This is a genomic window from Acidovorax sp. (assembly GCF_047607405.1).
Taxonomy (GTDB): Bacteria; Pseudomonadota; Gammaproteobacteria; order Burkholderiales; family Burkholderiaceae_C; genus Acidovorax.
In genome coordinates, this window is sequence record NZ_JASGDA010000131.1 from 12,350 (window position 1) to 32,222 (window position 19,873).

Below are 19,873 nucleotides of genomic sequence, written 5' to 3' on the forward strand. Positions count from 1 at the left end.
CGCATGCGCCCCTACCACAAAGCTACTCTTTTCATAGCTGCCAGCGCTTTATCCATCAGCGCCAGCGCCCATATTGGTGCCCAATCGCACAGCCACAACAGCTTTATCGACGGCTTTTTGCACCCGCTGCTGGGCATGGACCACCTGGCCGCCATGGTGGCCGTGGGCCTGTGGAGCGCCCTGGCCGCGCGCCGCGCCGGGCCGGACTTGCTCTGGGGGCCGCTGGGCTTCGCCGCGCTGCTGCTCGTCGGCGCGGTGCTGGGCCTGCAAGGGGTGGCGGTGCCTGCGGTGGAGCCCATGATCGCCGCATCGCTGCTGGCGACCGGCCTGCTCGTAGCGACGCGCCTGCGCGTGCCGGGCATCGTCGCCGCGCTGGGCGTGGGCGCATTCGCATTCTTCCACGGCGCGGCCCACGGCTACGAACTGGCGGGCGACGGCCAGGCGTGGCAAACGCTGGCAGGCATGCTGCTCGCCACCGTGCTGCTGCACTGCGCGGGCCTGGCCGCAGGCTGGGCGCTGCGCCAGCGGCACGTGTGGCTGGCACGCGCCGCCGGTGCGGGCGTGGCGGCTTTTGGCGGTGCCCTTCTGCTGCAAATGACATGACACCCGGCGAACTCCTCATCGACCCCGGCGAACACGCCCTGAACACGGGCCGCCGCACGCTGACGCTGGTGGTGCGCAACACGGCAGACCGCCCCATCCAGGTCGGCTCGCACTACCACTTTGCCGAGACCAACGGCGCCCTCGGCTTCGACCGCGACGCCGCACGCGGCATGCGGCTGAACATCGCGTCCGGCACGGCGGTGCGCTTCGAGCCGGGCCAGGAACGCACGGTGGAACTGGTGGACTACGCGGGCGAGCGCACCGTCTATGGCTTCCGTGGACTGATGCAAGGCCCGCTCTAGAAAATACAAGCCAAATCGGCCTCTAGCGCTTATGCAGCAAGCGCTGGCAGCTATCAAAATAGGAATGACTTACGCAAAACAGGTTCATGCAAGACACATCTCCCAGGGATACGTCAGCTGTGCATCCTTATTTGCGTAAGTCCCAACAGGACTAAGCACCATGGCAACCATCGCCCGACGCGCCTATGCCGAGATGTTCGGCCCCACCGTGGGCGACCGCCTGCGGCTGGCGGACACCGACCTGATCCTGGAAGTAGAGGCCGACCACACCCTGCGTGCAGGCAGCTACGGCGAGGAGGTGAAGTTCGGCGGCGGCAAGACCATCCGCGACGGCATGGCCCAATCGCAGCGCTCTACCGCCGAGGGCGCGGTGGACACGGTACTGACCAACGCACTCATCATCGACCACACCGGCATCGTCAAGGCCGACATCGGCCTGAAAAACGGCCGCATCGCAGCGATAGGCAAGGCAGGCAACCCCGACACCCAACCGGGCGTGGACATCATCATCGGCCCCGGCACCGAAGTCATCAGCTGCGAAGGCAACATCGTCACCGCAGGCGGCATCGACAGCCACATCCACTTCATCTGCCCCCAGCAGGTCGAAGAAGCCCTGGCCAGCGGCATCACCACCATGCTCGGCGGCGGCACTGGCCCGGCCACGGGCACGCTGGCCACCACCTGCACGTCCGGCCCGTTCAACATGCAGCGCATGCTGCAGGCGGCGGACGCCTTTCCCATGAACCTGGGCTTTCTCGGCAAAGGCAACGCCAGCCTGCCCGGCGCGCTGCATGAACAGATCAACGCAGGGGCCATCGGCCTGAAGCTGCACGAAGACTGGGGCACCACGCCCAGCGCCATCAGCAACTGCCTCGACGTGGCCGACGAAACCGACACGCAGGTGGCGATCCACAGCGACACCCTCAACGAAAGCGGTTTTGTCGAAAACACCATCGCCGCCGTCGGCGGGCGCGGCATCTGCGCCTTTCACACCGAAGGCGCGGGGGGCGGCCACGCGCCCGACATCCTGCGCGTGGTGGGCGAGGAGAACTTCCTGCCCAGCTCCACCAACCCCACCATGCCCTACACGCGCAACACGCTGGACGAGCACGTGGACATGCTCATGGTCTGCCACCACCTCGATGCCAGCATCGCCGAAGACCTGGCCTTTGCGGAGAGCCGCATCCGCAAAGAGACGATTGCCGCCGAAGACATCCTGCACGACCTGGGCGCCATCAGCATGATGAGCAGCGACAGCCAGGCCATGGGCCGCGTGGGCGAAGTCATCCTGCGCACCTGGCAGACCGCGCACAAGATGAAAGCGCAGCGCGGCGCTTTGGCGGGCGACAGCGCCCGCAACGACAACACGCGCATCAAGCGCTACGTCGCCAAGTACACCATCAACCCCGCCATCGCCCACGGCATCAGCCACGAAGTCGGCTCGGTGGAAGTGGGCAAATGGGCCGACCTGGTGATCTGGAAGCCCGCCTTCTTCGGCGTCAAGCCCGCGCTGGTGCTCAAGGGCGGCTTCATCGCCCTGGCCGCCATGGGCGACCCGAATGCCAGCATCCCCACGCCCCAGCCTGTCCACTACCGCCCCATGTTCGGCGCGTTCGGCGGGGCCATCGCCAAAACCTCGCTCACCTTCGTCTCGCAAGCGGGGCTGAGTGCAGGCATTGGCGAGCGCTTCGGCCTCGCCAAGCCATTGAGCGCCGTGCGCAACATCCGCAACGTGCGCAAGCGCGACATGGTGCATAACGGCTACACGCCGCGCATGGAGATCGACGCGCAGACCTACACCGTGCGCGCTGACGGGCAACTGCTGACCTGCGAGCCTGCGACGGTGCTGCCCATGGCGCAGCGCTACTTTTTGTTCTAACCGTGATTACCGCCAGCAAACTCATCTCCCAAGGCCAGGGCCTCGCGCCCGTACTCCTGAAACGCGCTCCCACCGTCGAACTCGATTGGGACGTGCGCCAGAAAAGCCGCTTTTCCGCCACCGACTCCACGGGCCGCGAGCTGGGCGTGTTCCTGCCGCGCGGCACCCTGGTGCGCGGCGGCGACGTGCTGGTGGCCGAGGACGGCTCGCTGGTGCGCGTGCTGGCCGCACCGCAGCCGGTGCTGGTCATCACCCACTGCCCGCAGCACGGCACGCCGTTCGACCTGACCCGCGCCGCCTACCACCTGGGCAACCGCCACGTGCCCATCGAGTTGCAGCCCGGCCACCTGAAGATCGAGCCCGACCACGTGCTGGCCGACATGCTGCGCGCCATGCACCTCATCGTCGTGGCGGAGAACCTGCCCTTCGAGCCCGAGGGCGGCGCGTATGCGGGGGGGCACCACGCGCATGGACATGGGCATGGGCACGACCATGACCACGGCCACGCCCATTCACACTGACAGGATGACCGGCGCGCTGCCTGCCGCGAGCCTGCTGCAACTCATCTGGCTCGCATCGCCCGCGCTGCCGGTGGGCGGCTTCTCGTATTCCGAAGGGCTGGAAAGCGCCATCGAGAACACTGGCCTCGCATCCGAAGCCGCCGTGGCCGAATGGCTGCTGGATCAGTTGCACATCGCCCAGGCACGCTGCGACATGGCCGTGGTGGCGCAGGCGCTGCACGCATGGCGGCATGCGGGCCATGAACGCATCCACGCGCTCAACGATTGGGTGCTGCACACGCGTGAGACGAGCGAGCTGCGCTTGCAGTCCGAGCAAATGGGCCGGTCGCTGGCCGACTGGCTGCGCAACCAGCACCAGGGCGACGACGCGCGCCTGCGCGACGTGCAGTGGCTCGCCGCCCTGCCCCCGACCTACCCCGTGGCCTTCGCCCTGGCCGCCGCCTTCACCGAAGCCCCGGCCCGCGACGTGCTGCTGGCCTATGCCTTCGGCTGGGCCGAGAACATGGTGCAGGCCGCACTCAAATCCATGCCCCTGGGCCAGAGCGCGGGCCAGCGCATCCTGGCCCGGCTGGCCCAGGCCATCCCCGCCGCCGCCGATCACGCCATCGGCCTGGCCGACGATGAACGCCAAGCCTTCTCGCCCATGCTGGCCATCCTCTCGGCCCGGCACGAAACCCAGTACTCACGCCTATTCCGATCATGACCACGACGCCCCACCTGCACCACGTTCCGAACCGCACCAAGCCCCTGCCCCCGCTGCGCGTGGGCATCGGCGGCCCCGTGGGTTCAGGCAAGACCACGCTGCTGGAGATGCTGTGCAAGGCCATGCGCGACGACTACGACCTCATCGCCATCACCAACGACATCTACACCAAGGAAGACCAGCGCCTGCTCACCGTCAGCGGCGCGCTGCCGCCCGAGCGCATCCTGGGCGTGGAGACGGGCGGCTGCCCGCACACGGCGATCCGCGAGGACTGCTCCATCAACCTCGAAGCCATCGACCGCATGCTGGGCGAGCATCCTGACGCCGACATCGTGTTTGTGGAGAGCGGCGGCGACAACCTGGCCGCCACGTTCAGCCCTGAACTCTCCGACCTCACCATCTACGTGATCGACGTGGCCGCTGGCGAAAAAATCCCGCGCAAGGGCGGCCCTGGCATCACCAAGAGCGACCTGTTCGTCATCAACAAGACCGACCTCGCGCCCCACGTGGGCGCCAACCTCGACGTGATGCACGCCGACACCGTGCGCATGCGCACCAATGCGCAGGGCGCGCTCAAGCCCTTCGTGATGACCAACCTCAAAACCCTGACGGGGCTGGACGAGGTGGTGGCCTTCATCGAGGCGCGGGGCATGCTGAGAGCGGGTTCATGATTTTTTATGGGGTTCGTTGCCCCCGCAAAGGCAGTGGCTGCGAGGCGCAAACCGCAGACGGGCTGGCGGCCCGGCGAGGATTTGCAACGCGGCAGACGCTGCCTTTGCGGGGCAACCCTTCGGGCAGGGCAGCAAACGGCCACGCTCGTCGTTCCCCGCCTTGCCCAGGCCACTACAGCATGGGCTGCGGCGTGCGCCTAGATCGTGGCCGTTTGCTGCCCTGCGAACCCCATAAAAAATCATGAACCCGCTCTCTGCCAGCTAAAATGCCAGCCGCCTTTGCGGAGACTTGGGTGAGTGGTTTAAACCAGCAGTCTTGAAAACTGCCGACGGGCAACCGTCCGTGAGTTCGAATCTCACAGTCTCCGCCACCCCTCCCCCCTTCACGCAAAAAAAAGCCCGCACGGGGCGGGCTTGAACACTTGCTTGCTGCAAGCGGGAGGGATGTCGAGAGGGGGTATCGACGGGGTAATGTTAAGCCGCCCGCCCGCGCCCGCCTGTAGGACGATGCCGGTTCGCCCTGCCATCAATCCGGCAAGAAAAGCGACTGCAGGTCGCTCAAGAAATCAAAGCCCCGTTCGGTGGGCCGCACGCGCCCCATGCCGCGCTCGATCAGGCCCTTGCGCTCGGCCTCTTGCAATCCCTTGGCGATGGCCGTCAGCGGCAGGCCGGTGCGCTCGGTGAAGTCCTGCAGCGCAAAGCCTTCGCGCAGGCGCAGGGCATTGAGCATGTACTCGAACGGCAGGTCGGCGCGCTTCACGTCTTCGTCCTGCGCCAGGGCGCGGCCCGCCAGCGCGCCGTCCATGTACAGGCGCGGCTCGCGCAGGCGCACCTGGCGCACCACGCGGTGGGCAAAGCTCAGTTTGCTGTGCGCGCCCGCGCCTATGCCGAGGTAGTCGCCAAACTGCCAGTAGTTGGTGTTGTGAAAGCACGGGTGCCCGTCGCGGGCGTAGGCCGAGACTTCGTAGCGCGCCAGCCCCGCTTCGCCCGTGATCTCGGTGATGCGGTCGAGCATGGCATACGCCTCGTCGTCCTCGGGCAGCGGCGGCGGGTGCTTGGCAAAGAGCGTGTTGGGCTCGATGGTCAGGTGGTAGATGGAGATGTGCGGCGGCGCGAAGGCCAGCGCCGTGCGCAGTTCCTGCTCCAGCCCCGGCAGGGTCTGGCCCGGCAGGGCGTACATGATGTCGAGGTTGAAGGTGTCGAACGATTGCGCGGCTTCTTCCACCGCCGCCAGCGCCTGCGCGCGGTCGTGTACGCGGCCCAGGGCGTGCAGGTGCGCGTCGTCAAAGCTCTGCACGCCGATGGACAGGCGCGTGATGCCTGCGGCGCGGTAGGCGCGAAAGCGCTCTTTTTCAAAAGTGCCCGGGTTGGCTTCCAGGGTGATCTCGCAGTCCGGCTCCAGCCGCAGGCGGGCGCGGATGCCGCCCAGCAGTTCATCGATGGACGCGGGCGAGAACAGGCTGGGCGTGCCGCCGCCCAGGAAGATGCTGTACACGGTGCGGCCCCAGACCAGGGGCAGAGCGGCTTCCAGGTCGGCCATCAGCGCGGCGATGTAGCGCTGCTCGGGCAAATCCGACTGGCGGTGTTCGTGCGAGTTGAAGTCGCAGTACGGGCACTTCTTCAGGCACCAGGGCAGGTGAACGTACAGCGACAGCGGCGGCAGGCTGGACAGTTGCAGCAGGCCGGGGCGCATGTAGTGCAGCGCGTCGCGCGGCGCCGAGCCAGGTGTGGCGCTTGGGGCGGGGTGGATGGGGATGTTCATGGGGCTGTAACTATCAAAACCATAGCTGCAAGCACCTGTCATTCAATGGTTTCAAAGATAAAACCATCTGAAACGCTTATTCATCAGGCGCAAGCAGCTCCTGTTTTCATAGCCAATGCTCCCGCATCAATGCCAGCATCTGCTGCGCGGAGCGGCCCCGGTGGCTGTGGGCGTTCTTCACCTCGGTGGGCAGCTCGGCGAAGGTCTTGCCGAATTCGGGGATGAACATCACGGGGTCGAAGCCAAAGCCGCCCGTGCCGCGCGGCGCGCGGGTGATCTCGCCCGCCACGCGGCCTACCGCTATCAGGGGTTCGGGGTCTTCGGGGCTGCGCACTGCCACCAAGGTGCTGACCATGGCGGCGCGGCGGTTGTCCTGGCCCTGCATCTGCTCCAGCAGGGCGCGCACGTTGTTGGCGTCGCTCTTTTCGTAGCCGAACTGCGTGGCGTAGTGGGCAGTCTGCACGCCGGGCAGGCCGCCGAAGGCATCGACACACAGGCCCGCGTCATCGGCCAGCGCGGGCAGGCCAGTGTGGGCGCTGGCAAAGCGCGCCTTGGCCAGCGCGTTCTCGACGAAGGTGTGGAACGGCTCCTCGGCCTCGCCCACGCCCAGGTCGGCCTGGCGCACCAGTTCCACACCCAGGGGCGCGAGCATGGCTTGCAGCTCGGCGAGCTTGCCGCGGTTGTTGGATGCGAGGACGATTTTCATGAGTCAAATCAGGCTCTGGCGCTTATGCAGCAACCACCTTAAGCTATCAATTAGTGAGTGATTGCTTTTGCAGCGCCACCAGTTCGGTGATGCCTTTTTCGGCCAGGGCCAGCAGTTGGTCCATCTCCGCGCGGGTAAAGGCCACGCCTTCGGCCGTGCCCTGCACTTCCACGAAGTGGCCCGCGCCGGTCATGACCACGTTCATGTCGGTGTCGCAGCTCACGTCTTCCACGTACTCCAGGTCGAGCAGCGGCGTGCCCTGCACGATGCCCACCGACACGGCGGCCACGGGTTGCAGCAGGGGCGACTGCGTGATCTTGCCGCTGGCAAGCAGGTGGTTGACCGCGTCCTGCGCCGCCACCCACGCGCCGGTGATGGCGGCGGTGCGCGTGCCGCCGTCGGCCTGGATCACGTCGCAGTCGAGCTGGATGGTGCGCTCGCCCAGGCGCTTCAGGTCGAACACGGCGCGCAGTGATCGACCAATGAGGCGCTGGATCTCCTGCGTGCGCCCGTTCTGCTTGCCGCGCGCGGCCTCGCGGTCGCTGCGGGTGTGGGTGGAGCGCGGCAGCATGCCGTATTCGGTCGTCACCCAGCCCTCGCCGCTGCCGCGCTTGTGTGGGGGCACGCGCTCCTCCACCGAGGCGGTACACAGCACCTTGGTGTTGCCGAACTCGATGAGTACCGAGCCTTCGGCGTGCATGGTGTAGCGGCGGGTAATGCGCACGGGGCGCAGTTGATCGGCGGCGCGCTGGCCGCTGCGTTCAAAAGTCATGGTGAAAGTCTTCAGAGGCTGGGAGTGTTTTGGCCGTGCCCGAAAGGCGCGCCAAAACGCCTCGGATCTAGGCGCAAAGCGCAACCATAGCTCGGGCTATGGCGAGCATTTGCAACGACGAGCCGGGGCGTTTTGGCGTGCAAGGCGGGCATGGACAAAGCACTCCCAGCCTCTTAGGCCTTCCGGGCGGCAGAGCGCCGGATGGCCTCGTTGATTTCGGCAATGGATCGTTCGATGGCCGCGTCGTCCAGATCGTCCACCAGCCCGTCGAGCGGCCCGGCCTGGATGGTGGATGCGAACACGTCGTCGCTGATGCTGTCGGTGGACACGCCCTGGGTGGACTCGAACGCATCGGGCGTCTCCCACTCCAGCGCCACCACGGTCACGTTGTCGCTGCTGTCGCCCGCCTTGCGCAGGGCGCTTTCCACCAGCTCGGGCACGGCGTGGGACACGGCATTGGCGGCCATCTGCCTGGCGATCTCCTCGTCACCCAGCGTGCCCCACAGGCCGTCGGAGCACAGCAGAATGCGGTCGCCCTGCTCCAGGTACACCGGGCCAGTGATGTCGTAGATGGGCTTGGTCGGCGAGCCCAGGCAGGTGAACAGCACGTTGCGGTTGATGCGCTCCAGGCCCGGCGGCGGGTTGTTGCGCAGCTCCATGTACGAGTGGTCGCGCGTGCGCGTGAGCAGGTCGCCGTCGCGCACCATGTACAGGCGCGAGTCGCCGCAATGAATCCAGGTGGCGGTGCCCGCCTGCACCACGGCGGCCACGAGCGTGGTGCGCGGGGTGTCGAGCATGCCCTTGTCGCTGGCGTAGCGCAAAATCTGGTGGTGCGCGGCCAGCAGCGCGCCCGACAAAAATTCCTGCACGTCCTTGATCTGGGGCTTGGCCTGGCGCTGGAACAGGGCCGAGATGGTCTGCAGCGCGATCTGCGCCGCCACCTCGCCCTCGGGGTGGCCGCCCATGCCGTCGGCCAGCACGAACAGGCCCGATTCGCGCGTGTAGCAGTAGCCCATGCGGTCTTCGTTCTTCTCGCGCCCCCCCCGGCGGCTGATCTGGAATACCGAGAATTTCATTTCGGCTTGACTCCGATGCCAGTGGCCTCGCCGACCTTCTGCACATTTTTCTTGGTGTCAGCCACCAGGGTGTCGAGCTGCAGCCGCATCTTTTCGGCCACCGTGAGCTTGGTGTAGCGGCGCTCGCCCTCGCGGCTCAGCTCCTTTTGCAGGGCGAACACCGACTGCGGGCGCGACAGCGGGTCCAGCGCCATGCACCATTCGACGACTTCGATGAGGTTGTCGGAATACACGCCGCGCAGCTTGGTCAGCGCGAGCGACAGGCGGTCCTTCTCGATGCGCTGCGGCGCCTCGTTGGGCGGAAAGCCCTGCATGCAGGCGTAGATGCACGCGCCGATGGCGTAGATGTCGGTCCACGGGCCCATTTGCGAGTCACGCCGGTACATCTCGGGGGCGGCGAAACCGGGTGTGTACATGGGGCGGATGAAGTTGCCCTCTTTGGACAGCACCTCGCGCGCGGCGCCGAAGTCGATCATCACCGCCTTGTTGTCGTCAGTGATGAAGATGTTGGCGGGCTTGATGTCCAGGTGCAGCATCTTGTGCTGGTGAACGATGCGCAGGCCGCGCAGCACCTCGTCGAACAGCGAGCGGATGGTGGACTCGCGGAACACCTTCTGCGTCTTGAGGTCGCGCGCGGTGATGATGAAGTCCTGCAAGGTCGCGCCTTCCAGGTAGTTCATCACCATATAGACGGTTTCGTTCTCGCGGAAGAAGTTGAGCACGCTCACCACGGATGCGTGCGAGATCTGCGCCAGCGACCGCCCTTCTTCGAAAAAGCTCTTGAGCCCCAGCCGGTAGAGCGACAGCTTCTCGGACGGCACCTTGGGCAGCAGCTCGCCCTGAGCGCGGGTGGCGAGCGACGACGGGAGGTATTCCTTGATGGCGACCTGCTGGCCCTCGGGGTCGATGGCCAGATAGACCACGCCGAAGCCGCCGGAGGACAACCGGCGCACCACACGGTAGCCGCCAATGACGGTATCGGGCGGCAGCGGGGCCGGTTTGATTTTTGACATATTTTGCGAAGATGACTCGGGGGTAGGTCGGAGGCCGGATAATCGCCGGATCGCAAGCAACCATCAAAAGTCCAATGCCAGTTTACAGCATGACCGGATACGCCAGCGCACAGCACGGCGGGTCCGCCACTGGCGCTGAAACCGACGCCCGCACCGATACTCGTGCTCTGCAAACGCGCCGGCTGGGGCTGGAAATCCGCTCGGTCAACAGCCGCTTTCTGGACCTCTCGTTCCGCCTGCCCGACGAACTGCGCGCCCTGGAACCCGCCCTGCGCAGCCTGCTCACCGCACGCCTCAAGCGCGGCAAGGTCGAGGTGCGCGCCGCGCTCGACGGCGACGACGCCAGCGCCCTGCAAGACCCGCCCGCGCGCCTGCTGCAGCGCCTCAATTCTTTGCAGGACTCCGTCAAAGCCTGGCTGCCGGGCGCCGCCCCGCTCTCGGTAGCCGACGTTCTGCGCCTGTGCGCCAATGCCCATTCGGGCGGCGACGAGGACTGGAGCGCCACCGTACCCGCGCTGGCCGAGGAAGCCCTCACCGCCCTGATGGCCGCCCGCGAGCGCGAGGGCAAGCGCCTGGCTGCCATGCTGCAAGACCGCGTCAAGCAGCTGCGCGCCCTGGCCCAGCAGGCCGTGCCCCTGGTGCCCCAGCTCGTGGAGCAGCAGCGCCAGCGCTTTCTGGACCGCTGGAACGAAGCCATGGCCCTGACCGACGGCGCCACCCCGCCCGAGGCCGCCCGCGACCGCGCCCTGACGGAGGCCACGGCCTTTGCCATCCGCATCGACGTGGCCGAGGAAATCACCCGGCTGGACTCGCATCTGGACGAGGTCGAGCGCCTGCTCAAGAAAGGCGGCGAAGTCGGCAAACGCCTGGACTTCCTCATCCAGGAACTGCACCGCGAGGCCAATACGCTGGGCTCCAAGTCCGCCGCGCTGGAGCTGACGCGCATCAGCGTGGACATGAAGGTGCTGATCGAGCAGATGCGCGAGCAGGTGCAGAATATCGAATAAAACTCATCTTTTGATAGCGCCCAGCGCTTATCCCATATGGACTATCCCGGAAATCTCTTCGTAGTGGCGGCGCCCAGCGGAGCTGGCAAATCCAGTCTGGTCAAGGCCCTGCTGGAGCTGGACTCCCACGTACACCTGTCGATCTCCCACACCACCCGCCCCCCGCGCGGGCAGGAGAAGCATGGGCGCGACTACTACTTCGCGTCCCAGACCGAGTTCGACGCCATGATCAAGAGCAACGCCTTCGTGGAGTGGGCGCACGTGCATGGCAACCGCTACGGCACATCCAAGAAAGCCATCGAGGAGCGCATCGCCCAGGGCTCGGACGTGATCCTGGAGATCGACTTCCAGGGCGCCCTGCAAATCAAGCAGACCTTTGCCAACGCCGTGCTGGTGTTCATCCTGCCGCCCAGTTGGGAAGAACTGCGCTCACGCCTGGAACGGCGGGGCGAGGATTCGCCCGAGGTGATCGAGGTGCGCCTGAAGAACGCTGCCGAGGAGATGGCCCAGGTCGCCAAATTCGACTTCGTTATAATCAACGAGCAGTTTGAGCGCGCGCTTTTCGACCTGAAAGCCGTCGTTCACGCCCAGCGGCTCAAGTACGCCGCCCAGCGCCGCGCCCGTGCCGACACCTTCCAGTCGCTCAACATCACCTGAAGAATCCCGGAGTAAAACGATGGCCCGCATCACCGTAGAAGATTGCCTGGAAAAGATCCCCAACCGCTTCCAACTCGTGCTGGCCGCCACCTACCGCGCCCGCATGTTGAGCCAGGGCCACGCGCCCCGCATCGAAAGCCGCAACAAGCCCGCAGTCACGGCCCTGCGCGAAATCGCCGAGGGCAAGGTCGGGCTGGAGATGCTCAAGAAGGTTCCTGGCTGACCTCCAGAGCAAGCGCTCCGCATAAAGGCACCGCTGCTGCGGTGCTTTTTTTTGCCCCGAAACCGTTTGATACGCTCGCGTTATACATTTAAGGGATGAACGCGGTGCTCAACACACCTTCTCCTACCACCCCGCCCCGGCCGGGCGACCCGCCTGCGGCGGGCGCCCTTTCGGCCACGGTCGCAGCGGCCAACGCTGCTGCGGCCAGCTTCGCTGCGCTCACCGACAGCCTGGACTACCTGGACGCGGCCAGCATAGAGCAGGTGCGCCGGGCCTACCGCTTCGCCGACGAGGCTCACCTGGGCCAGTTGCGCAACAGCGGCGAGCCCTACATCACCCATCCCATCGCCGTGGCCGCGCAGTGCGCGTCCTGGAAGCTCGACGCCCAGGCGCTGATGGCCGCCCTGCTGCACGACGCCATGGAAGACTGCGGCGTCACCAAGGCCGACCTGATCGACCGCTTTGGCGCGCCAGTGGCGGATTTGGTGGATGGCCTGACCAAGCTCGACAAGCTGCAGTTCAACACCCGCGAGGAGAACCAGGCCGAGTCCTTCCGCAAGATGCTGCTGGCCATGGCGCGGGACGTGCGCGTCATTCTCATCAAGCTGGCGGACCGCACGCACAACATGCGCACCATGTCGGACATGCCGCGCAGCAAGTGGGGGCGCATTTCGTCCGAAACGCTGGAGATCTATGCGCCCATCGCCCACCGCCTGGGCCTGAACCAGACCTACCGCGAACTGCAGGACCTGGCCTTCCGCCACCTGCACCCGTGGCGCTACGCCACGTTGTCGAAGGCGGCCAACAAATCGCGCAACCGCCGCCGAGACCTGGTGCAGAAGGTGCAGGCCGAGGTGGACGCCGCGTTCTCCAGGATCGGCATGAAGGTGCGCCTGGCGGGCCGCGAGAAGACCCTGTACGCCATCTACCAGAAGATGAGCCAGAAGCACCTGAGCTTCGCCCAGGTGACGGACATCTACGGCTTTCGGGTCATCGTGCCGACGGTGACGGACTGCTACACGGCCCTGGGCGTGCTGCACCAGATGTACAAGCCCGTGCCCGGCAAGTTCAAGGATCACATCGCCATCGCCAAGCTCAACGGCTACCAGTCGCTGCACACCACGCTGGTGGGGCCGTCCGGGGTGAACATCGAGTTCCAGATGCGCACGGACGAGATGCATGTCATCGCCGAGGCAGGCGTGGCGGCACACTGGCTGTACAAGGCGCAGGACGGCGACGGCACAGCAGCCGAACGCCTGGGAACCAAGTGGCTGCAATCGCTGCTCGACATCCAGAACGAGACCCGCGATGCCGCCGAGTTCTGGGACCACGTGAAGGTGGACCTGTTCCCGGATGCCGTGTACGTCTTCACGCCCAAGAGCCAGATCATGGCGCTGCCGCGCGGCGCCACGGTGGTGGACTTTGCCTATGCCATCCACAGCAACGTGGGCGACAGAACCACTGCCGCCAAGATCAACAACGAGCAGGTGCCGCTGCGCACCGAGCTGAAAAACGGCGACGTGGTGGAAATCATCACGGCGCCTGTGTCCACGCCCAACCCCGCCTGGCTGGGGTTCGTACGCACGGGCCGCGCGCGGTCAAAAATTCGCCACTACCTCAAGACGCTGGCGCAGGCCGAGTCCGAAGGCTTGGGCGAGAAACTGCTCACCCAGGCGATCCGCGCCGAAGGGCTGGAGCGCCTGCCGCCGCTCAACACGGAAACCCAGCCCATGTGGGACAAGCTGCTGCGCTTTACCGGCAACCGAACCCGCAGCGAGCTGATGACCGACCTGGGCCTGGGCAAGCGCATCGCCAGCATCGTGGCCAAGCGGCTCGTGGTGCTGATGTCCGAGCACGGCCACCGCCCCGACGCCCTGCTCATGACCCGCGAGCGCTACACCTCGCACGAAACGCTGTCCCAGGGCGCCGTAACGCTCGACGGCAGCGAAAACGCATCGGTGCAGTACGCCACCTGCTGCCGCCCCGTGCCGGGTGACAGCATCGTCGGCTACCTGGGTCGCGGCGAAGGGCTGGTCGTCCACAACGTGCATTGCGCCGTCGCCAAGCGGCTGCAGCACAAGGACAGCGAACGCTTCATCGCAGTGGACTGGTCGGACGAACCCACGCGCATGTTCGAGACCGGCATCGTCGTCACCGTGAACAACGGCAAGGGTGTGCTGGCCCGCGTGGCTGCCGAACTGGCGAATTCCGAGGCTGACATCACCCACGTGGACATGGACGACGAGGTCGCGCTCGACACCACGGACCTGCGGTTCACCGTAGCGGTGCGCGACCAGGCCCATGTGGAAACTGCCCTGCGCAACCTGCGCCGCACCCAGGCCGTCATCCGCGCGGCCCGGATCACGCCGCAGGCGTAGCGGGCGGATACCGCACCGCGATCACTTCCAGATTGCGCACACCGCCCGGCGTCGGCAACTGCACCTCGTCGCCGACGCGCGCTTTCAGCAACGCACGCGCCACGGGAGAAATCCAGCTGACTTGCGACGCGCGGCTGTCGGCCTCGTCGATGCCCATGATGGTGACCGTGCGCTCCGCGCCTTCGTCATCCGCGTAGGTCACCGTCGCGCCAAAGAAGACCTGGTCACTGCCTGTGTGCAGGCTCGGGTCCACCACTTCCGCGATCTCCAACCGCTTGGTCAGGAAGCGGATGCGCCGGTCGATCTCGCGCAGACGCTTCTTGCCATAGAGGTAGTCGCCGTTCTCGGAGCGGTCGCCATTGCTTGCCGCCCAATGCACCACGTCCACGATCTTCGGGCGCTCGTTGTCGATCAGATCCAGCAACTCGCCGCGCAAGCGCGCATAGCCGCCCGGCGTGATGTAGTTCTTGCCGCCTGCGGGCAATGGAGGCAACGTCAATTCATCGTCGCCATCCCCGTCGGTTTCTTTGGTAAAAGCCTTGCTCATGGGCAATCAATCTCCAAATGAAAAAGCCTGCAATCTTTCGATTGCAGGCTTTCAACATTGGTGCGGCTGGCAGGAATCGAACCCACGACCCCTTGGTTCGTAGCCAAGTACTCTATCCAGCTGAGCTACAGCCGCTAAGCTTTGAATTATAGCATGATTTCTTGGCATCCCTTGAAATCATCGTTTTTTGTTGCCTTGCACCACCGGAGCGCTGCGGCAACTGCTCCATTCAAAACAGGAGCAGCGATTGTAATGCACGCCGCTCCCTGAAAAAAAAGCCGCCGACAATGCGTCAGCGGCTTCATGGGGATGGTAGGCCGTGCTGGGCTCGAACCAGCGACCAAAGGATTATGCTTGCCACCTCGGCTTTCGCCGCCCGTTTCCGGTTCGTGGTCTGGACTCTGTCTTGCCTTTCGGCCTTCCCGTCGAGTCTCTACACGTTCCCCCTGGCGGGGGCTTCGCTCGGCGTTGGCATCGCGCTTGCGCGCCTTAGCGTTCACCGAATTTGAGAAGTTCTACTTCAAGGCAGAGTGAACTTACCTTGAGCAACCCATCGGCATCATCCCATGCCGTGGCCACGGGCCACGGCGCAGGGATTCACCCGTCAAGTCCTCTGCTCTAACCAACTGAGCTAACGGCCCACAGCGTTGGATTATTGCATGCAGATCAGGCCGCCTGAGCGACCACCTGGCTCGGCACCCTGCTGCGCGCTGCCACCACCATGATGACGGCTGCCACGATGTACATGCCGATGATGAAGAACAGGCTGTACTTGGCATCACCCGTCGTGGTCAGGATCCAGGTGCTGATGGACGGAGAGATGGCAGGCCCCAGGTTGCCCAGCGAGCTGATCAACGCAATGCCGCCGGCCGCCGTTTCCTTGGGCAAATATTCGCTGACGAAGGCAAAGAACAGTGGCGTGGCCGCCGAGGTGCCGACCATGGCCAGCGAGTACAAGGCCACCGACGGCGTCAGGCCGGGCGCCATCAGGGCGATCAGGCCCAGGCCCGCGGTGATGCAGCAGATGGCGAACACGAAGTGCCAGCGGCGGTCGTTCATGCGGTCGGAACTGCGGCCAATCAGCACCATGCCGATGATGCCCGCGACACTGGCCACGGCCTTCAGCAGACCAACCTGGAACACATCGGACACGCCCCAACTGCGGATCAGGGTGGGCGCCCAGAACAGCAGAGCGTACACCGCTGCGCTCATCAGGAAGTAGATGGTTGCCAAGGCAAACACCTTCTTGTCCTTCAGCAAGGTCATCATGGCGCCGTGCTTGTGGCCGATGGAGGTCTTCTCGCCCTCAACGCGCTCGATGAGGATGCGCTTTTCCTCTTCGGTCAGCCACTTGGCCTGGGAAGGCGTATCCACCAGCATGAAGAAGACCAGCACCGCGATGATCAGGCAGGGCACGCCGTTGGCGATGAACATCCACTGCCAGCCGTGCCAGCCCATGAAGCCCTCGCCGTACTTCATCAGCGCGCCGTTGAGCGGTCCCACCAGCACGCCCGCCAGCGCCGTGGCCGTCATGAAGACGGCGATGGCCCGGCCACGCCGCGCCGACGGGTACCAGTACGTGAAGTAAAGAATCACGCCGGGGAAGAAGCCCGCCTCGAACGCGCCGAGCAGAAAGCGCAGCACGTAGAACTGCCAAGGCGCGGTGACCCAGGCCATCAGCGTGGCGCAGGCGCCCCAGCAGATCATGATGCGCAGGATTGTCTTGCGCGCGCCGATCTTTTCGAGGAACAGGTTGCTCGGCACCTCGAACAGGAAGTAGCCGACGAAGAACAGGCCCGCGCCCAACGCGAACACGGCGTCGCTCAGGTGCAGGTCGGTCTTCATCTGCAGTTGCGCGAAGCCGATGTTCACGCGGTCGATGAAGGCGAAGATGTAGGCGCTCAGCAGCAGCGGGAGGATGTGCCAATTGACCTTGGAAAAAATCCTCTTCTCGGCCTCGGTCTCAACGAGCGGGCCACTTTGAGGGGCGTGTAGGGCTGCCATGGTTTGTCTCCTGTATGTTTTAGTGGATGCGATGTGAATTGTCTTGTGCTATTTCTGCGCCGGGTAGTCGTAGAACCCCTTGCCAGTCTTCACCCCCAGCCTCCCCTCGGCGATCATCTTGCGCAGCAGCTCGCGTGGTGCCTCGGGCAGGCCAGGGATTTCATGCGCGTAGTGCTCCTCGATCGAGAGCACGACATCCAGGCCGACAGCGTCCATGGCGCTGCACGGGCCGACGCGCGTGTTCATGGCCTGGCGGAAGATGGCGTCCACCACCTGCGGGGAGGCGACGCCGCTGGCGACCACGTTGAGCGATTCCCGCTTGATGGCGGCCCAGATGCGGTTGTAGATGAAGCCCATGCTCTCGCGCTGCACGATGTAGGGCGTGAGGCCGTAGCTGGGCATCAGCTTGGCGATCAGGTCGATCACCGCCGGGTCGGTCTGGCCACAGCTCATCAGTTCCACCGGCGTGGCGCGCGGCGGCATCAGGTAGTGCATGCTGAGCAGCCGCGCGGGGTTCTTCACGCTGTCAGCGAAGGCACTGGTGGGGTAGGACGAGGAATTGCTGGCCAGGATGGCGTCGGGATCGGACAGCTCGTCGATCTGCTTGAAGATGCTCTTCTTCAGCTCCAGCTTTTCAGGGACGGCTTCGACCACATGCCAGGCGCCCTTGAGCGCGGCAGCCATGTCGTCGAAGCCGACGATGGTGCCCGCCTTGCCATCGGGGATGGTCTCCAGCACGGCAGGCAACTGCTCCCGCGCATAGGCCACACCGGCCTCGCGCACCTCGGCGTTGGGGTCGAAGAGGCGCACCTCGGCGCCGCGGGTCGCCATCATCAGCGCAATGCGTCGCCCCAAAGTGCCCGCGCCCAGGATGGCGATGGGACGGGTATCGATGCGGTCAGGAAGTTGAAAGGACATGGGTTCTGTCTCCTTTGAAGGTACTCAGGCACGCAGGTAGGCCAAGCCTACCAGGCGCCCCTTGGTGTGGTAGATCACGGTGCTTTCGCCCGGACGATCCAGATTCATCATGCGGACGTTGCCACCCACCAGCTCGGTCACGAAAGCGCGGCGACCGGGCAAGTCCAGCGCGAGGCCGATGGCTTCGTTCAGATTGGACAAGAGGATTTCGTGATCCACCAGCTTGCCGTCCCGCAGCTTGGCGCGGTTGAGCGTGTTGCCCGCCGGTGGGTCGCCACGGTCGGTCCAGTAGAGCGAATCAGTGGTTTCGTCCCACTCCAGGTCGATGGGCTCGGGCAGGCCATCCAGCAGGGTTTCCAGGTCGGTTCGGCGCGCCGGATCCGCACCGGGAGGCAGTTGCAGCGGCATGCGCATGATGCGGCCCTCGCAGCCGTTGGGCTTGCCCTTGAGCGTCCAGTACAAATAGCCGCCCTTGGCATCCACCGCCACGCCCACGCAGTGGTTGCGCGGGTCAAGCTTGTCCTGGCCGCTGCCGGTACGCACTTCGGTGCGCAGGTCGGAACCGTCTGGGCGGCAACTCAGCACCGCCATGCCTTCGCGGTCGCACCAGTACAGACGCTGCATCGCGTCGTTGAACACCAATTGTTTGCCGGTGACGAAGCTGCCCAACGGCACCACGACCTGGCGGTCGGAGCCGTCGTAGTTGCAGCGCTCGATGTAGCCTTCGTTCTCCCAGAAGTCCTCGCCGTCGCGCGTGACGCCCATGAAGGAGTAGAAGATGTGGCGGCGCGCGTGATCGATACTCACGCCATCGGGCTTGGAATCGAGCCCATCCACCAGGACCCGCACATCGCTGCCGTCTGTCGCCATGGACAGCACGCAGGACTTGAGGCCCAGGCTCAAAACGATCAGGCGATCAGATGACTGATCCATTTTTTGTCTCCTTTATAGATTTATGTGACTTGAGCGTAACGGGCGTCCGCCCACGCACAAGGTGCGTAATGTCCACCACACCAGGGAAAACAGGCCACAGTGCGCCCTCGGCGACATAGATTTACCACATTTGCGCGCTGGGCAACCGCGCCCTGCGGCAGTGACTCATTTGCGGTGGCTCAAGGCGTTGGAGACAAGCTTGGACGTGATATCCACGATCTGGATCATGCGGTCATAGGGCATGCGCGTGGGGCCGATCACCCCCAGCGTTCCGACGACCTTGCCGTCCACCTCGTACGGCGCGCTGACCACGGACAACTCCTCGAAGGGAACGACCTGGCTTTCACCGCCGATGTAAATCCGCACACCTTCCGCCTGGCTGGAGATGTCCAGCAGCCGCAATATCTGCGTCTTCTGCTCGAACAGGTCGAAAGCGCGCCGCAGATGGCCCATGTCACTGGAGAAATCACTGACCGCGAGCAGGTTGCGCTCGCCCGAGATCACGACCTCGTCCTGCGCCGCCGACAGGGCTTCGGAGCCCACATTCACTGCCGCCTGCATCAGCGAAGCGATCTCGCCGCGCAGCGCGTCCACCTCGGACTTCAGGCGCTCGCGCACCTGTTCCATGGCCAAACCCGCGTAGTGGGCATTCAAGAAATTCGCGGCCTCCACCAACTGGGACGCCGAGTAATCCACGTCGGTGAAGATCACGCGGTTCTGCACATCCCCTTCGGGCGACACGATGATCACCAGGAGACGCCGCTCGGACAGCCGCAGGAACTCGATGTGCCGGAACACGGACGTGCGCCGCGGCGCCATGACCACGCCCACGAACTGCGAGAGATTGGACAGCAGTTGCGCCGCATTGGCGATCACCTTCTGCGGCTGCTCGGGCGCGAGCTGCGGCGCGGTGAGTGGGTCGCGCTGCACCGTCAGCATGGTGTCCACGAACAGGCGATAGCCCCGCGCCGTGGGAATGCGCCCTGCCGAGGTGTGCGGACTCGCAATCAGCCCCAGGTCTTCCAGGTCGGCCATGACGTTGCGGATGGTCGCTGGCGACAAATCCAGCCCCGACGCGCGCGACAGGGTGCGCGACCCGACAGGCTGGCCATCCGCGATGTAGCGCTCGACCAGCGCTTTGAGCAACAACTTGGCACGGTCATCGAGCATGCAATGATTTTAATGATGTAATTTCGCG

General features: G+C 65.1%; 19 protein-coding genes, 2 tRNA genes and 1 pseudogene. 11 read left to right on the forward strand and 11 right to left on the reverse strand.

The window, feature by feature from the left end; all coding sequences use genetic code 11:
• The first annotated feature begins 3 nt into the window (after positions 1-3).
• The 7 genes and pseudogenes from QM569_RS15650 (at position 4) to QM569_RS15680 (ending at position 5,050) form a co-directional block, all read left to right on the forward strand.
• The gene (locus QM569_RS15650; RefSeq protein ID WP_414988166.1) at positions 4-603 is read left to right on the forward strand and encodes a HupE/UreJ family protein; all 600 of its coding nucleotides are present in this window, start codon (positions 4-6) and stop codon (positions 601-603) included.
• On the forward strand, positions 600-905 hold the full coding sequence (locus QM569_RS15655) for an urease subunit beta (protein ID WP_414988167.1): 306 nt from the start codon (positions 600-602) through the stop codon (positions 903-905). Before QM569_RS15650 ends, QM569_RS15655 begins: the two co-directional genes overlap by 4 nt.
• Positions 906-1,065: 160 nt before the next feature.
• Complete coding sequence (ureC, locus tag QM569_RS15660) at positions 1,066-2,784, forward strand: urease subunit alpha (protein ID WP_414988168.1); 1,719 nt, start codon at positions 1,066-1,068, stop codon at positions 2,782-2,784.
• Between the two features lie 2 nt (positions 2,785-2,786).
• Positions 2,787-3,302, forward strand: a pseudogene (gene ureE / locus QM569_RS15665) (urease accessory protein UreE); the annotation flags it as partial.
• Between the two features lie 7 nt (positions 3,303-3,309).
• A complete protein-coding gene (locus QM569_RS15670; protein WP_414988207.1) occupies positions 3,310-4,008 on the forward strand; it encodes an urease accessory protein UreF in 699 nt (232 codons plus the stop codon).
• Positions 4,005-4,679, forward strand: coding sequence for an urease accessory protein UreG (gene ureG / locus QM569_RS15675; protein ID WP_414988169.1), 675 nt, complete (start codon positions 4,005-4,007; stop codon positions 4,677-4,679). The genes QM569_RS15670 and ureG overlap by 4 nt, the downstream gene beginning before the upstream one ends.
• Before the next feature lie 283 nt (positions 4,680-4,962).
• Positions 4,963-5,050: transfer RNA gene (locus QM569_RS15680), tRNA-Ser, on the forward strand.
• A 155-nt stretch (positions 5,051-5,205) separates the two neighbouring features.
• On the opposite strand, the gene hemW is transcribed toward QM569_RS15680, so the two are convergent.
• The 5 genes from hemW to QM569_RS15705 all read right to left on the reverse strand — a co-directional run bounded on the left by hemW (position 5,206) and on the right by QM569_RS15705 (position 10,008).
• Positions 5,206-6,441: a radical SAM family heme chaperone HemW gene (hemW, locus tag QM569_RS15685; RefSeq protein ID WP_414988170.1), complete on the reverse strand. Its 1,236-nt coding sequence runs from the start codon at positions 6,439-6,441 to the stop codon at positions 5,206-5,208.
• Between the two features lie 106 nt (positions 6,442-6,547).
• Complete coding sequence (gene rdgB / locus QM569_RS15690) at positions 6,548-7,147, reverse strand: RdgB/HAM1 family non-canonical purine NTP pyrophosphatase (protein WP_414988171.1); 600 nt, start codon at positions 7,145-7,147, stop codon at positions 6,548-6,550.
• 46 nt (positions 7,148-7,193) lie between these two features.
• On the reverse strand, positions 7,194-7,919 hold the full coding sequence (rph, locus tag QM569_RS15695; RefSeq protein WP_414988172.1) for a ribonuclease PH: 726 nt from the start codon (positions 7,917-7,919) through the stop codon (positions 7,194-7,196).
• Positions 7,920-8,092: 173 nt separating this feature from the next.
• Positions 8,093-8,995 carry a PP2C family protein-serine/threonine phosphatase gene (locus tag QM569_RS15700; RefSeq protein WP_414988173.1) on the reverse strand — a complete coding sequence of 301 codons (903 nt, stop codon included), beginning with the start codon at positions 8,993-8,995 and terminating at the stop codon, positions 8,093-8,095.
• Positions 8,992-10,008: a serine/threonine protein kinase gene (locus QM569_RS15705; protein ID WP_414988174.1), complete on the reverse strand. Its 1,017-nt coding sequence runs from the start codon at positions 10,006-10,008 to the stop codon at positions 8,992-8,994. Before QM569_RS15705 ends, QM569_RS15700 begins: the two co-directional genes overlap by 4 nt.
• Positions 10,009-10,082: 74 nt before the next feature.
• On the opposite strand from QM569_RS15705, the gene QM569_RS15710 reads away from it, so the two are divergent.
• The 4 genes from QM569_RS15710 to QM569_RS15725 all read left to right on the forward strand — a co-directional run bounded on the left by QM569_RS15710 (position 10,083) and on the right by QM569_RS15725 (position 14,273).
• Positions 10,083-11,015, forward strand: coding sequence for a YicC/YloC family endoribonuclease (locus QM569_RS15710; protein WP_414988175.1), 933 nt, complete (start codon positions 10,083-10,085; stop codon positions 11,013-11,015).
• Between the two features lie 36 nt (positions 11,016-11,051).
• A complete protein-coding gene (gene gmk, locus QM569_RS15715; protein WP_414988176.1) occupies positions 11,052-11,672 on the forward strand; it encodes a guanylate kinase in 621 nt (206 codons plus the stop codon).
• A 19-nt stretch (positions 11,673-11,691) separates the two neighbouring features.
• A complete protein-coding gene (rpoZ, locus tag QM569_RS15720; RefSeq protein ID WP_005794722.1) occupies positions 11,692-11,895 on the forward strand; it encodes a DNA-directed RNA polymerase subunit omega in 204 nt (67 codons plus the stop codon).
• A 95-nt stretch (positions 11,896-11,990) separates the two neighbouring features.
• Positions 11,991-14,273 (forward strand): RelA/SpoT family protein, encoded by a 2,283-nt coding sequence (locus QM569_RS15725; protein WP_414988177.1) that lies wholly within the window; start codon positions 11,991-11,993, stop codon positions 14,271-14,273.
• Here QM569_RS15725 and greB read toward each other — a convergent pair.
• The 6 genes from greB to hrcA all read right to left on the reverse strand — a co-directional run bounded on the left by greB (position 14,257) and on the right by hrcA (position 19,845).
• A complete protein-coding gene (gene greB / locus QM569_RS15730) occupies positions 14,257-14,820 on the reverse strand; it encodes a transcription elongation factor GreB (RefSeq protein WP_414988178.1) in 564 nt (187 codons plus the stop codon). The two genes, QM569_RS15725 and greB, sit on opposite strands and share 17 nt — an antisense overlap.
• 58 nt (positions 14,821-14,878) lie before the next feature.
• A tRNA-Arg gene (locus tag QM569_RS15735) sits at positions 14,879-14,955 on the reverse strand.
• Positions 14,956-15,486: 531 nt separating this feature from the next.
• Positions 15,487-16,824: an MFS transporter gene (locus QM569_RS15740; protein ID WP_414988179.1), complete on the reverse strand. Its 1,338-nt coding sequence runs from the start codon at positions 16,822-16,824 to the stop codon at positions 15,487-15,489.
• 48 nt (positions 16,825-16,872) lie between these two features.
• Positions 16,873-17,742 carry a 3-hydroxyacyl-CoA dehydrogenase family protein gene (locus QM569_RS15745; RefSeq protein ID WP_414988180.1) on the reverse strand — a complete coding sequence of 290 codons (870 nt, stop codon included), beginning with the start codon at positions 17,740-17,742 and terminating at the stop codon, positions 16,873-16,875.
• 24 nt (positions 17,743-17,766) lie between these two features.
• Positions 17,767-18,675: a hypothetical protein gene (locus tag QM569_RS15750; RefSeq protein ID WP_414988181.1), complete on the reverse strand. Its 909-nt coding sequence runs from the start codon at positions 18,673-18,675 to the stop codon at positions 17,767-17,769.
• A 165-nt stretch (positions 18,676-18,840) separates the two neighbouring features.
• Positions 18,841-19,845 (reverse strand): heat-inducible transcriptional repressor HrcA, encoded by a 1,005-nt coding sequence (gene hrcA, locus QM569_RS15755; RefSeq protein WP_414988182.1) that lies wholly within the window; start codon positions 19,843-19,845, stop codon positions 18,841-18,843.
• Positions 19,846-19,873 lie beyond the last annotated feature (28 nt).